The following is a 13,697-nucleotide window of genomic DNA, read 5'->3' on the forward strand; positions in this document are numbered from 1 at the left end:
GCGACCCCTTCAGTAATTGGGACCGCCCCTCCGCGGTCAGACCTCTTCCACTACGTACAGACCGGGGGCCGGGTCCAGTGGTTTATGTTTGGCATTCCCCAATTTGGACGGTGCCGCGACTTTCTTGCCGGAGCGGGCGTGAATCCAGTCGATCCAGAAAGGCCACCAGCTGCCGGCGACTTCTTCCGTGCCTTGCAGCCACTCATCGGCGGTTTCGGGCAATTTGCCCTTCTTCTTCTGGACGAAATACTTCGCCTTGGGATTGCCGGGAGGGTTCAGAATGGCCTGCATATGGCCGGACTGGCTGAGGACATAGGTGATGTCTTTCGAGCCAAACAGCTGCGTCGAGCGATAGGTCGCTTTCCACGGCGTGATGTGATCGGTCACTCCGCCAAGGATGAACAGGTCGCTCGTCACCTTGCTCAGATCGACCATGTGATCGGCCATTTCGACTTCGCCCTTCTTGGTGAAGGCGAGGGTTTCGAACAGGGTGAGGAAATCGCCCATCAGGCTGGCCGACAGATTGGTCGCATCGGCATTCCAGAACAGGACATCGAACGCTGGCGGGTCTTCGCCCAGCAGATAATTGTTGATGACGTAGTTCCAGATCAGATCATTGGGCCGCAGCCATGCGAAACCGCGTGCCAGACTGTCGCCTTCGATCACGCCCTTCTTCGCGGCGCGCTTGCGGGCCAGCGCCAGACCGTTTTCGCTGATCAGTGAGCCGGCCTCGATGTCGTTCTGCTTGGGGTGCAGCACGCAGACCATCAGCGTCAGCGTGCCGAGCAGATCGCTGCCGTCGGATGCGAGTTTGCTCGCCAGTGTCGCAGCCGTCTGTCCGCCGGAGCAGCCGGCCGAGACATTGACCTTCTTAGATCCGGTAATGTCGGCCACCGCCTCCATCGCCTGACGGCAGGCCGCGACATAATCGGCCATGTCCCAATGGCCTTGCTCCTTCGACGGGTTGCGCCACGAAATCACGAAAGTCTGGACGCCGTTATCAACCTGCATCTTCACGATCGACTTATCCGGCGTCAGATCGTTGATATACATCTTGTTGATCTGCGGCGGGATGGTCAGCTGCGGCGTCTCGTACACCTCGTCGGTTGTTGGCGCATAATGGATCAGCTCCATAATCTCGGTGCGCAGGACCACGCTGCCTTTCGACGTGGCGACATTCTCGCCCAGCTTGAAAGGACGTTTGTCGACCTGGCTGACCATACCCTTGTTCTCGGTCAGGTCGGTATAGGCGTTTTTCAGGCCCTTGATGAGCGAGAGACCTCCGCTGTCGATCAGGCGCTTCTGCGCGGTCGGGTTGCCCATGAGCGTATTGGTCGGGGCAAGAGAATCGATGATGATATTGGAGATGAACCGCGCACGGTCTTTCTCCAGCGCATCCAGATCCAGCTCCTCCAGCCAGTTGGCCATTCCTTTCTGCACCGCGAGATAGTACTGCGCGCCGGCCCGCATGAACGGGTTGTAGCGCCACGCCGGGTCCATGAACCGCTTGTCTTTGGGGTGAGGGGCCAGCTCGCTCTTGCCGGTCATGATCTTGATCATGTCCATGCCCATTTCCTGACTGTGGCGCATCAGGCGCTGCGGATCGGAAGCCGTTTCGCGCAGCAGCACGGCCACCGCGCCGATAATGTCCTCACGCGTGAGGCCGATCAGGGGGCCGAGCGCCGTGGTGGACTGGGCGGCTTCGTCTTCGAGCTGGGTGGTCATGGAACGTCGGGTCCTCTGTTTTTCTGCCGTGCTCTTGGCGGCACGGTGCGGAGTTATTCTCACTTGTAGCAATACGGTTCATGCAGGCAGCCTGTTCCGCGCGCAAGATGCCGTATGGGTCAGGTGCCATTCGGGTACGTATTCCCGGCAGCCTCGCCTAGCTCTCTCCGGCGGCAATCATCGCCTCGACGTCGACAAATTTCTCGCGCGGTGCCCCGTCCCGTGCGGCGGCGACTTCCGCTGCATCGATCTTCTGCCAATCGCTGAAGCGTACGGGCGTGATGCCGTGTTCTTCGGCGAAGCGATCGAAGCCAGCCGCGCCTTGTTTCGAGCCGGTGTCGATGGCCTTGGATGCAAGATCTGCAGCGATAAGATCGGCAATTGCGTAGCCGTCTGGCCGGTTGGTGCCGATGGTCCCGCTTGGTCCGCGCCGGGCCCAACCAACACAATATAAGCCCGGCAGAATGCGTCCCTCGTCATTGGCGAACCGGCCTGCACGGTCATCGAAGGGCACGTCCGGTATCGGCGATGTTCGATAGCCAATACAGGTGATCACCAGATCGGCAGGAACGCGGTAGGTCCTCCCGGTCCCGACCGCGCGGCCCGCTTCTACCCGCGTTTCCTCAAGCTCGATTTCCCTTACATTCCCGCCATCGCCATGAAACGCGACCGGACTGGCGAACATGTCGAAATCGATATCGATCGCGGCCTCGCCGCGAATGTTTTCGGGAATGGCGGCGAAACTGCGCAGATGCGTGACAGATTTGCGCAAGCCCGGTTCGAGAAGCGCATCCGCGCTTTCCTCGGGCAAATCCGCCGGATCGACTCTCGGGCTGGCCCGCTCCAGATGCATGAGCTCGCCCAGCTCCTTGGGCGTCATCATGATCTGATGAGGGCCACGTCGGCCGACAATGGTGATGGCCGTGATATGCGATGCATCCAGCGCATCCAGCGCGTGTTCGACGATATCCGCGCCGGCAAATTCCCCGCGTGTCTTGGCCAGAATACGGGCGACGTCGAGCGCGACATTGCCCATTCCGATCACCACCGCGTTCTTGCCCGAGAGATCTGGCGCGAGACCGGCAAATTCGGGATGGCCGTTATACCAGCCAACAAATGCCGCGCTGCCAAAGATATTGGACAGCTCTTTTCCCGGTATGTCCAATGCCTTGTCGCGCGGCGCTCCGGTCGCGAGCACAACTGCGTGATACAGCCTCTGAAGGTCCGCGATGTTAATATCTTCGCCGACTTTGACATTGCCGACAAATCGTACATTCTCGTTGAGCGCGGTCTTCTCGAACCGCCGGGCTACGCCTTTGATCGACTGGTGGTCCGGAGCCACTCCGGTGCGGATCAGGCCGTAAGGAACTGGCAGCGCGTCAAAGACATCGATCTGCACCTCCTCGCCCCAGTGTTTCAGCGCTGCCTCGGCAGTGTAATACCCTGCCGGGCCTGACCCCACGATGGCGATGTGCCGCATACAGCGTCCCCCCGATACCTAGGCGAACCATGGCCAGCTTGCGGGTCGGAAACAAGACCCTGAGCGCCCTAGACCGTGCAAACTTGGCCAATCGCGGATTAACTCTCTTTGGCAAGGCTGCGGTTTAAGGTTTTTAAACGGCTCCCTGCGCATAAGGCCGCCCATGAAGGACGAGGGCATTTCGGCTAAGCGACCGACAGGTGCGCCGCGCAGGCGTGCCGATGCGCCTGCCCATGCCCGAAAGGCGCGTCCTGCGAAGAAGGGCGGCCCGCCCACGTCCCGAAAGGGTGCACCCCAGAAGAATCGCCCCAAAGGCCGCAAACCAGCCCAAGGCAGTAAGCGTGCCTCTGTGGACCGCAGGGACCGCAACAATACGCGTCTTGGCACCCCGCAAAAGCGGACCGCCCAATCCTATATGCTCCCGCTGAATTGGGGGATGATGGCACCGGGCTATCTTGGCGTTGCCATTCTTATTCTGGCTCTGAATGCCGCCGTTCCGTCTACCGTTGCAATGTCCGCTTATGCGGGATCCGTCCTCTTGTCGGCGGCTGGCTGGCAGATCGCGAAATGGGAACGGGCATCCGTTCGCGGCCGCAATCAGGCAATTGCTGCAGCGGTCCTTTCGGTCGTCATACCCGCAGTGCTGTTCGGGTTCGCCATTGCCTATGGCGTCTTCAATCTGAGGATGGACCCCCTTCTCGGGGCAGGCGGCGTCATAGCCATTTCCGCCATATCGGCCGTCTTACTCTCGGGCCGGGCGGTCGCCCTGTTCGGCTGGAAAATCGCTGTCTGGACACCCTTCGTCCTCTTGTCGGGCAGCCCGACTGCCTATGCCGTTCTGGCGGCTTTCGCGGTCCTTTGCTATTTCGTGGTTCGCTATCAGATGCGCCTCGACCGGGAGCGTGCCGAGCGCAATCTGGCCGATGCGCGGGTTCACAACCGTGCCATCGATATTCTTCAGGATTACGAAAGCACGAAGCAGGGGTGGTTCTGGGAAACCGACCGCCGGGGTCTGCTGACCTATCTGTCGGAACCGATTGCCAATCTGCTGGGTACGGAAGCGAAAGAGCTTCTGGGTCGCCCGATCCTCGACCTGTTCGAAATGGGGAACGACAACCGCGAGGGCGAGCGTTCGATCAATTTCCATCTCAATGCGCGGTCGGGCTTTCAGGAACTTGCTGTCCGCGCAGCTGGCGGTGAAGGCGAGCGCTGGTGGTCGATCAGCGGTCGCCCGGTGTTTGACAGCTTCCAGAACTTTTGCGGCTTCCGCGGCTCGGGCACCGATCTGACCGAGAAAAAACGCAGCGAGGAGCACGCCTCGCGCCTCGCTCACTTCGATTCCCTGACCGGTCTCGCCAACCGCTTCCAGATGTCCCAGACGCTCGAGCGCATTCTGGCGTCGCCGCAGGAGGGCAACCGCGAATGCTCCGTCTTCCTGCTCGACCTCGACCGGTTCAAGCACGTCAACGATACGCTCGGCCACCCGGCGGGCGATGCTCTGCTCAAACAGGTGGCGCAGCGGCTGGAAGTCAGCGTGGGCGATATGGGCCGCGTCGGCCGATTGGGCGGTGACGAGTTCCAGGTCGTTCTGCACGGGCGCAATTCCACAGAGGTGCTGGGCCAGCTTGCAGGCGATGTTATCCGGTCGCTTTCGCAGCCCTATTCGATCGAGGGGCAGCGGGTGGTCATCGGCGCATCTGTCGGCATCGCGCGATGCCCCGATGATGCAACCGATCTCGACTTGCTGATCCGCAATGCTGACCTTGCACTCTACGCGGCCAAAGATGGTGGGCGGGGGCGCTTCCATTTTTACGCAAAGGACCTTCATTCCGCCGCAAAAGAGCGCAGCGAGATGGAGCAGGATCTGCGCGATGCGATCGATCAGGAAACGCTCGACCTCCATTATCAGCCTGTGGTCGAAGCGGCGAGTGAAACGATCAGCGGGTTCGAGGCCCTGATCCGGTGGTTCCATCCCGAGCATGGCTGGGTCAGCCCGGAGAAATTCGTTCCTATTGCCGAGGACACGGGCCTCATTCAGGAAGTCGGGGCGTGGGCCCTGCGGCGGGCATGCCGCGATCTGGCGACGTGGCCGGAGCATATCCGCTGCGCTGTCAATGTCTCGCCCATCCAGTTTTCCAATAAGGAGCTGCCGAAGATTATTTCATCGGCCCTAGAGGAAGCCGGAATTGCACCGTCGCGGCTCGAGCTCGAGATCACGGAAAGCGTCTTCCTGAGCGATGACGCGGGCACCGATGCGATGTTCGCTGAGCTGAAGAAGATCGGCGTTCGGTTGGCGCTCGATGATTTTGGCACGGGCTACTCGTCGCTCGGCTATCTGAAATCGGCACCGTTTGACAAAATCAAGATCGATCAGAGCTTCGTTAGAGGCGCCACCCAGCCGGGCAGCCGCAACGGCGCAATCATTGCCTCTATTACCAGCCTCGCGCTTGCACTCGGCATGGATACCACAGCGGAAGGCGTCGAAACGCTGGACGAGCTCGATCTGGTCCGGCTGCACGGTTGCAGTCACATTCAGGGCTATATCTACGACAAGCCGTTGTCGTTCACCGATGCGACCAAGAAACTGGCCGCAGGACTCACCGCGATCGCCCGTGGGCCGAAATCCTCCCGTGCTGCGCGGCAAACCATGCTTCGCAAGATCGTGCTCGAATATGGCGGGCAGTATTACAACGGCACGGTCCGCAACATTTCGGCCACCGGTGCCCTGGTCGAGGGCCTGTGGAATGTCCCCGTTGGCACATTGTTCCGACTTGCGCTTAGCGAGACACTTATTGTCACGGGCACCAGTCGCTGGAGCAAGAAGGACCGGATGGGCATCGAGTTTGCCCAGCCGCTCAAGCTGGACGACAAGGGGGCGATCGAGGGGCTCAGCAATGACAGCCAGTTTTCGGTCAAACGCAGCATTCGCAAGACGGAAGGAGCGGTAGCATGAGCGCGTCTCTCGTTCCGGCCTGTTCGCTTTCGGGAGTTACCCCATGGCAATAGGGAAACTTTTCTCCCGTTCCGCGCCTGCCAGCAAGGCCGCTCCCAGCGTGCCCCAAGACGGATCGCGCGCGCAGGTTTTCGACGATCCGAAACGGTTGACCATCCTCAACGAGATCGAACAGTCGGAGCTGGGCTGGTTCTGGGCGACCGATGCTGACGGCAAGGTCGAATACCTTTCTGACTCGGCCATCGCCAAGCTGAGCATCGACGGGGAAGACGTAAAGGGCAGTCCGCTGTCCCAGCTATTCCTTGCCGGACAAGACAGCGACGATAGCGATGAGGCAGCGACGCAGCGGCCACTGCCCTTCTTGTTGCGCGCGCGAAACACCATTCACCGCATACCGGTGCGGGTCGCCCATTGTGATACCGAAACATGGTGGGAAATTACGGGCAAACCGCAATTCGATGCCGAAGGCGAATTTGTCGGGTTTCGCGGCAGCGCAAAAGACATCACGACGTTGCGTGAAGGGCAGCGCGATGTCAGCCGGATGGCGCAATATGATGCCCTTACAGGGCTGGCCAATCGCAACCGGATGGAAAAGCGGCTGACGAGCACCTTGACCGCGTACAAGGCGGCCAAACGCTCATGCGCGATAATGATGCTCGATCTGGACCGGTTCAAGCAGGTCAACGATACTCTTGGGCACCAGGCGGGTGACGAGCTGCTGAAGCAAGTCGCGCAGCGCCTTGAACGCATCGTGGGCGAGCAGGGTGAGGCGGGCCGGCTGGGCGGCGACGAATTCCAGATTATCCTGCCGGATATCGAGGACCGGGGGCGACTGGGTGATCTGGCCCAGCGGCTGATCCAGATGATCTCGCAGCCCTATTCGATCAATGGTGCCAGAGCGATTATCGGTACGTCAGTCGGTATTGCCATTGCCCCTTATGACGGGATTGAAAGCGAAGAACTGACCGGCAGCGGCGACCTCGCTTTGTATGCCGCAAAAGGCGGTGGGCGCGGCCAATACCGGTTCTATTCCAGCGATCTGAAAGATGATGCGCGGTGGCGCCGACAGATCGAAGAAGATTTGCGCGATGCGTTGGCGACGGACGCTCTGGAAATGCACTACCAGCCACTGATCGACGCGCAGACCCATCTGGTGAAATCTTTCGAAGCGCTCGTCCGTTGGAACCATCCGGAGCGCGGACCAATCAGCCCGGCGGAGTTCATTCCGGTTGCGGAGGAGTCGAACCAGATCCTTGCGCTTGGAGAATGGGTCATGCGGCGGGTTTGCAGCGATGCTGCCTCGTGGCCCCACGAACTGTCGGTGGCCGTCAATGTGTCGGCGGTGCAATTCGCCAATCCCGACCTCCCGTCGATCGTCCATGACGCCATGCTATCGGCCGGGCTCCCGGCATCGCGGCTCGAACTGGAACTGACCGAAAGCGTCTTCATCGGAGATCCGCAAGCCACCCAGGAAATGTTCCGCGAGCTGAAAAAGCTGGGCGTGCGTTTGGCGCTGGATGATTTCGGCACCGGCTACTCCTCGCTTGGCTATTTGCGCAATGCGCCATTCGACAAGATCAAGATCGATCAGAGTTTTGTGCGTGGCGCGTGTGAGGGGGGCAACAACAACGCCGCGATTATTCAAGCTATCGTCAGTCTTGCCCGCGCGCTGGACATGGTGACCGTCGCCGAAGGTGTAGAGGCGCATGACGAGCTGGATCTGGTTTGCGAACTGGGCGCAGACCATATCCAGGGCTGGATATTCAGTAAGGCGCTGCCTCAATTCGAAGTGGTGGAACGGCTGGCGTCAGGTGTCTTGAAATACGAGCCGCAAGGCCCTGCAAAAGCGCGTGCCGAGCGGATGGCGGTCTATCGCAAAGTGGGCGTTATCCACGAGGATCATCGCTACGAAGTTGTGATGCGCAACCTGTCGCGTACCGGCGCCCGAATCGAAGGAATGCTCAACGTTCCTTTGGATACAGATCTGGTTCTCGATCTGGGGAATGGGCAGCTGGTCGTTTCCAAGGTTGTGCGTTCGGAAGAGGCCGAGCAGGGGCTCGAATTCGAGACCCACCTTATCAGCGACGGAGCGGACGGATTATGCACCCGGCACCGCGTGTCGCCCTACGCTCTCGCTGCAGCCGGGATGCCTTTGACTTCACTGTCGTCCGAAGCGGGTATTCCCGGAATACAATCACCGCACGGGCCAGGATCGCGTCCAAAATTTATGCAGGTGGACCTATCAGCCTAGCGGTTTTCGCGGGCTTCCGGTCGCCAGTTCGGATCTATCTGTAACCTAACGGCGTGCCTACTCGAAACATTTGCCAATCGTCAGATTGAGCAAAGGATTTCGACATGAAGAATGCATTCAATTCGGTGGTGGCATCGGCCGTTCTCGCTGTGACCGCAACAACGGCAACGCTGGGCGTCGCCTCGGCGATTTTCCCCAGTGCGGCAGTTGCAGCGACGACCAGCGCATCGGGCCAGTTCCGCGGGGCCGACAGTTCGCACCCGGCATCGGGCGGCGCGCGGGTTATCCGGCTCAAAGGCGGCGGCTTTGGCATCAAGCTCGAAAGCAATTTCAAGACACGCGGTGGCCCCGATCTGCGGGTATGGCTGAGCGAAGCCAAGAACCCGCGCAGCGGCCGCGCCGTTCGCGCTGCGGATCATGTCGACCTCGGACGTCTCAAATCCAGCAGCGGCGAACAGATCTACCGTCTGCCCGCTGGCACCAGCCTGGCAGAGGCACAATCGGTGGTCATCTGGTGCCGCGCATTCGGGGTGTTCTTCGCCAGCGCTGCGCTCTCTTGAGGCACTGGGCTCTGAGGGAAGGGCGGATAAACACCCCCTGACCTCAGTCCTCTACTGACATCGGGTGATCGCATCGCTATTTGCGCTGGCGATGACTGACCTTTCCAAAATCCGCAACTTTTCGATTATCGCCCACATCGATCATGGGAAGTCCACGCTGGCTGACCGTATGATCCAGCATTGCGGCGGGCTGACGCAGCGCGAAATGTCCGAGCAAGTTCTTGATAACATGGACATCGAGAAGGAGCGCGGGATCACCATCAAGGCGCAGACCGTGCGCCTCAATTACACCGCGAAGGATGGCGAGACCTACGAGCTCAACCTCATGGACACGCCCGGCCATGTGGACTTCGCTTACGAGGTCTCCCGGAGCCTCGCCGCGTGCGAAGGCGCGCTGCTGGTGGTGGATGCGGCGCAAGGGGTAGAGGCGCAGACGCTGGCGAACGTCTACCAGTCGATCGAGCACGACCACGAAATCGTCCCCGTCATCAACAAGGTCGACCTGCCCGCTGCCGAGCCCGAGCAGGTGCGGATGGAGATCGAGGAAGTCATCGGCCTCGACGCCTCCGAAGCTGTCCTTACCTCCGCCAAATCCGGTCTCGGCATCGAGGACGTTCTCGAAGCCGTCGTCGCGAAAATCCCCCCGCCACAGGGCGACCGTGACAAGCCGCTCACCGCCTCCCTCGTCGATTCATGGTACGATCCCTATCTCGGCGTCGTCATCCTTGTGCGTGTGATCGACGGCGTCATCACCAAGGGGCTGAACGTCAAATTCATGCAGGGCGGCACGCAGCATCTGGTCGACCGGGTCGGATGCTTCACCCCGAAACGCACCGACCTGGCCGAGATCGGCCCGGGCGAAATCGGCTTCATCACCGCCCAGATCAAGGAGGTGGAGCAGGCCCGCGTCGGCGACACCATCACCACGGTGAAGGGCGGGGCGCAGACCGCGCTGCCCGGCTACAAGGAAGTGCAGCCGGTGGTGTTCTGCGGCATGTTCCCGGTGGACGCGGCGGATTTCGAGAAACTGCGCGAGAGCATCGGCAAGCTGCGCCTCAACGACGCCTCCTTCAGCTTCGAAATGGAAAGCAGCGCGGCGCTGGGCTTTGGCTTTCGCTGCGGGTTCCTCGGCCTGCTGCATCTGGAGATCATTCAGGAGCGCCTCTCCAGAGAATACGACCTCGACCTCATCACCACCGCGCCCAGCGTCGTCTACCGCATCCAGCTCGGCAAATCGAAGAACGAGGAAGCGAAGACGATCGAGCTGCATAACCCCAGCGATTACCCCGATCCCAGCCGGATCGAAGTGATCGAGGAACCGTGGATCAAGGCCACGATCTACACCCCCGACGACTATCTCGGCAGCATCCTGAAACTGTGTCAGGACCGGCGCGGCATCCAGACCAATCTGACATATGTGGGCGGCCGCGCGCAGGTAACGTATGAGCTACCTTTGAACGAGGTGGTGTTCGACTTCTACGACCGCCTGAAATCGATCAGCCGCGGCTATGCCAGCTTCGATTACGAACAGATCGGCCTGCGCGAAGGCGATCTGGTGAAGATGAACATTCTGGTGAACAACGAGCCAGTCGATGCCCTGTCCCTCATCACCCACCGCAGCGTGGCAGAGGAGCGGGGCAGGGGCATGTGCGAACGCCTGAAAGACCTGATCCCGCGCCACCTGTTCAAAGTGCCCATCCAGGCCGCCATCGGCGGCAAGATCATCGCCCGCGAGACGATCGCAGCCATGCGCAAGGACGTGACCGCCAAATGCTACGGCGGCGATATCTCGCGCAAGAAGAAGCTGCTGGAGAAGCAGAAGAAGGGCAAGGCGAGAATGAGAGAATACGGAAACGTCTCTATCCCTCAGGAAGCCTTCATCGCCGCACTACGTATGGGGGAAGAATAGCTCTCATTCTCAAGATGCGGGAGCGCCCGTAGGGCGGCCTGTCCCCGCATAGGCCGGGAGGAACGTGAGCATTCCGCAGGAGGCGTTTATCGCTGCGCTGCGGATGGGGGAGTGGTGAGAACAAGCCAAAGCAAACGGTATCCGTCAAGAGGAAAGCCGTGTTACCTCAGCTGAGCTTCATAGAGATCAAGCGCTTTCTTTCGTTATGGCGTCAGCTCGATTGTTCACGCTCCATGTTAAAACTCTCATTCTTTTTGTCCATCAGGGTTTGGCAGTCCCAACCATGCCAGCGGTAGAAAATCAAAACAGTAATCGCAATTAACCGAACGAATATATTCCAAAACATCTTTATAGGCTGGCTTATCAAACCAATCCCGATTGAGAACGTAAATGTATGCTACAGAAAGTCCTAGCCCGCCAACCAACTTCATATATTGTTTGCGCTTAAAATCACAGGTCTGGAGTTTTTCATCAACGGAACCTGCGACTTTCTGAAATTTGACCTCAACAATATTGAGAGTCTTTCTGGTGATGACCAAAATAGCATCATCTGGCAGAAGCTTTTTGCTCACCATTACTTTCCAATCAATACCCTCTTCCTCAAGATAATTGTAAAATTGATGTTTTTGAAATGTCCTCGCGAGAAGTTTGGTTTCAAAATATACTCCTGATCCGGCTCTTCCGACCATCGGTCTTACTTCATATCCAGGAATATCTTGTAGCAATGTCAAAAAATCGCAGCGGGCTTCAAACTGCAGGCCTGTTCCAGTGTTTGCACCGCCTACTCCTCCCTCAATCATTAGTTGGCTTCCTTTTGAATGGCCGAAACAAGTCTTTGCTTAGAGATTTGGATAAAGTGTTCATCTGCCTCAATGCCGCAATACCCGCGACCACGCGTGACCGCACTAACGCCCGTCGTCGAACTGCCAGCAAAAGGATCGAGGACGAAATCGCCCTCGTTGGTGGATGCTCGTATGCATCTTTCGAGCAACTGGAGAGGCTTTTGCGTGGGGTGTTTGCCAAATGTCTTTTCAGATTTGGTCGGGGCGGTAAATTGCCAAACGGATTTCATCTGCTTCCCGCCCGCTTCAGCTTTCATATCTTCATAATTGAAAACGTGTTTAGACTTCTTGCTTTTCGCAGCCCAGATTAGCGTCTCGGTAGAGTGGGTGAAAAACCGGCAGGACAGGTTGGGCGGCGGATTTGGTTTTTCCCAAGTAATTTGATTGAGTATCTTAAAGCCATGTGTTTGCATGGCATGGCCGACTAAAAAAATAACGTGATGCGTACCAGAAACCCAGATGGTGCCGTTGACCTTTAGTAATCTCTGGCACAATTCCAACCAATCCAATGTGAATTGGTAATCAAGTTCTATGCCTTTGGATTTGTCCCATTGGCCTTTGTTTACAGACGCCATCTTTCCAGATCTGCAAGTGAAGCCGCCATTCGACAAATTATAAGGAGGGTCAGCGAAAATCATATCGAAACATCCATTCGGATATTTCTCAGCAATTTTTGACATGACGTCTAAGCATTCACCTTTCAAAAGATGGACATTTTTTGCCTTGTCAGTCAGAGCCACCGCGGTGTGGTTCTTCTCTCCATCCGGGCCAAGATATTCGGCTCGAGAGTCTGAGACTTTATTGAAGTCGAAATCTGAAATCATTGAAATACCGCGATCATTTCGGCAGCTGCACCGCGATTGCTAGCATTGCGAGAGATCGCTCGCTTCACGCCGAAAAAATGCTGCTCCGCATCTTGGTACAATTCGCGGGTAAAAGGCGTATCGTGATTTGATATCACAACAGGTATCCCACGCTCCGCTGCGTTTTGTGCTAGCTTTTGCAGTTCAATTTGTTCTGACTGTCCAAAAGCACTGGAGGAGTAGGAGGTAAAATTTGAGGTTTGTTCGATCGGTGCATATGGAGGATCACAGTAAATGACATCTCCTTCCTCCGCTAATTTGAACACATCCCTAAAATCTGAACAAATGAATTCTACATTTTTGGTATTTTCAGAAAATCGCACCATCCCTTCGGAAGGCAGGGTCGGCGATTTGTATCGACCAAAGGGAACGTTAAACTTTCCTTTGCGATTATATCGGCATAGGCCATTAAAGCAATGTCTATTGAGATATATAAAAATAGCAGATTTACGAATACTGGGCTGAATTGAATTAAACTCATCGCGTAAATATTCAAACGAATTTCGGTTATTATTTTGTGGAGTGAAAAGGTCTTCACAATAACTCAGTAATTCAAATAGCCTGTCGCGAACGTTCAAATGAGTCGAAATCAAGTCATGATTTAAATCTGCCGCAACACCGCTCGCAGCGCGCGAGTTCATACTTACAACTGCGGTACCAGCAAACGGTTCGATTAACCGTTCGCCAAGCGGTATGCGTTTTTCTAGTTCATTTAGTACACGGAACTTGCCGCCTGCCCACTTGAGGTATGGACGGTTTTTGAATTCTCGTAGAGCCGCATGCGGTGCCGATTCTAATCCGAGAAGTGCCTGATCTAGCTTTGACATAGTCGGAAGCTACCCTCCTAATCTGGTGTCGTCCACAGCCTTAAGTGCGCATCGTTGGTTATAATGCCATGGCCTCGCTCCAGTTGGATTGTTGCCCAGTCGGGGCAGAACACGGATTAGGGTGATAGTCTCTTACATAGGCTCAGGATGAACGGAGTGTCTTGTGGTCCGCTGGTCACGGACCGGATTTTCGCTCCATAGGCTCGACACAGTCCTAGAGATTTGGAGCCAACAAGCTATCGTGTCGCGGAGCACGGCGCGGAAGCGCCGCAAGGGCGCCGAAGATC

The 13,697-nt window shown here is 57.6% G+C and carries 9 protein-coding genes; 4 read left to right on the top strand and 5 right to left on the bottom strand.

Going from position 1 to position 13,697, the window contains the following annotated elements:
* Positions 1–36: 36 nt before the first annotated feature.
* Both ACFCW2_RS11300 and ACFCW2_RS11305 read right to left on the bottom strand, forming a co-directional pair.
* Positions 37–1,725, bottom strand: coding sequence for a PHA/PHB synthase family protein (locus ACFCW2_RS11300; RefSeq protein ID WP_379546472.1), 1,689 nt, complete (start codon positions 1,723–1,725; stop codon positions 37–39).
* Between the two features lie 157 nt (positions 1,726–1,882).
* On the bottom strand, positions 1,883–3,205 hold the full coding sequence (locus tag ACFCW2_RS11305; RefSeq protein WP_379546474.1) for an FAD-dependent oxidoreductase: 1,323 nt from the start codon (positions 3,203–3,205) through the stop codon (positions 1,883–1,885).
* 415 nt (positions 3,206–3,620) lie between these two features.
* Here ACFCW2_RS11305 and ACFCW2_RS11310 point away from each other — a divergent pair, with 415 nt between their 5' ends.
* The 4 genes from ACFCW2_RS11310 to lepA all read left to right on the top strand — a co-directional run bounded on the left by ACFCW2_RS11310 (position 3,621) and on the right by lepA (position 10,878).
* Entirely contained in the window at positions 3,621–6,158 is a 2,538-nt protein-coding gene (locus ACFCW2_RS11310; RefSeq protein WP_379546476.1) for an EAL domain-containing protein, read from the top strand.
* Positions 6,159–6,201: 43 nt separating this feature from the next.
* Positions 6,202–8,409 carry an EAL domain-containing protein gene (locus tag ACFCW2_RS11315; protein ID WP_379546477.1) on the top strand — a complete coding sequence of 736 codons (2,208 nt, stop codon included), beginning with the start codon at positions 6,202–6,204 and terminating at the stop codon, positions 8,407–8,409.
* Positions 8,410–8,513: 104 nt separating this feature from the next.
* Positions 8,514–8,969, top strand: coding sequence for a DM13 domain-containing protein (locus ACFCW2_RS11320; protein ID WP_379546479.1), 456 nt, complete (start codon positions 8,514–8,516; stop codon positions 8,967–8,969).
* A 91-nt stretch (positions 8,970–9,060) separates the two neighbouring features.
* Positions 9,061–10,878 (top strand): translation elongation factor 4, encoded by a 1,818-nt coding sequence (gene lepA, locus ACFCW2_RS11325; protein WP_379546480.1) that lies wholly within the window; start codon positions 9,061–9,063, stop codon positions 10,876–10,878.
* 245 nt (positions 10,879–11,123) lie between these two features.
* Here the strand turns inward: lepA and ACFCW2_RS11330 are convergent, their stop codons facing one another.
* Genes ACFCW2_RS11330 through ACFCW2_RS11340 form a run of 3 tightly spaced genes read right to left on the bottom strand, consistent with a single transcriptional unit; the run spans position 11,124 to position 13,410 of the window.
* Positions 11,124–11,678, bottom strand: a complete 555-nt coding sequence (locus ACFCW2_RS11330; protein ID WP_379546482.1) for a hypothetical protein — start codon at positions 11,676–11,678, stop codon at positions 11,124–11,126.
* A complete protein-coding gene (locus ACFCW2_RS11335; RefSeq protein ID WP_379546484.1) occupies positions 11,678–12,544 on the bottom strand; it encodes a DNA-methyltransferase in 867 nt (288 codons plus the stop codon). Before ACFCW2_RS11335 ends, ACFCW2_RS11330 begins: the two co-directional genes overlap by 1 nt.
* Positions 12,541–13,410, bottom strand: a complete 870-nt coding sequence (locus ACFCW2_RS11340) for a Dam family site-specific DNA-(adenine-N6)-methyltransferase (RefSeq protein ID WP_425589488.1) — start codon at positions 13,408–13,410, stop codon at positions 12,541–12,543. Before ACFCW2_RS11340 ends, ACFCW2_RS11335 begins: the two co-directional genes overlap by 4 nt.
* Positions 13,411–13,697 lie beyond the last annotated feature (287 nt).

The sequence above is a fragment of the Qipengyuania algicola genome, assembly GCF_042492175.1.
Lineage (GTDB): Bacteria > Pseudomonadota > Alphaproteobacteria > Sphingomonadales > Sphingomonadaceae > CAJXSN01.

What these genes read in the sequence shown, in the direction of transcription:
- ACFCW2_RS11305 (WP_379546474.1), bottom strand. Translation starts at nt 3,205, where the DNA reads ATGCGGCACATCGCCATCGTGGGGTCAGGCCCGGCAGGGTATTACACT.
- ACFCW2_RS11335 (WP_379546484.1), bottom strand. Translation starts at nt 12,544, where the DNA reads ATGATTTCAGATTTCGACTTCAATAAAGTCTCAGACTCTCGAGCCGAA.
- ACFCW2_RS11320 (WP_379546479.1), top strand. Translation starts at nt 8,514, where the DNA reads ATGAAGAATGCATTCAATTCGGTGGTGGCATCGGCCGTTCTCGCTGTG.
- ACFCW2_RS11330 (WP_379546482.1), bottom strand. Translation starts at nt 11,678, where the DNA reads ATGATTGAGGGAGGAGTAGGCGGTGCAAACACTGGAACAGGCCTGCAG.
- ACFCW2_RS11340 (WP_425589488.1), bottom strand. Translation starts at nt 13,410, where the DNA reads ATGTCAAAGCTAGATCAGGCACTTCTCGGATTAGAATCGGCACCGCAT.
- ACFCW2_RS11300 (WP_379546472.1), bottom strand. Translation starts at nt 1,725, where the DNA reads ATGACCACCCAGCTCGAAGACGAAGCCGCCCAGTCCACCACGGCGCTC.
- ACFCW2_RS11315 (WP_379546477.1), top strand. Translation starts at nt 6,202, where the DNA reads ATGGCAATAGGGAAACTTTTCTCCCGTTCCGCGCCTGCCAGCAAGGCC.
- ACFCW2_RS11310 (WP_379546476.1), top strand. Translation starts at nt 3,621, where the DNA reads ATGCTCCCGCTGAATTGGGGGATGATGGCACCGGGCTATCTTGGCGTT.
- lepA (WP_379546480.1), top strand. Translation starts at nt 9,061, where the DNA reads ATGACTGACCTTTCCAAAATCCGCAACTTTTCGATTATCGCCCACATC.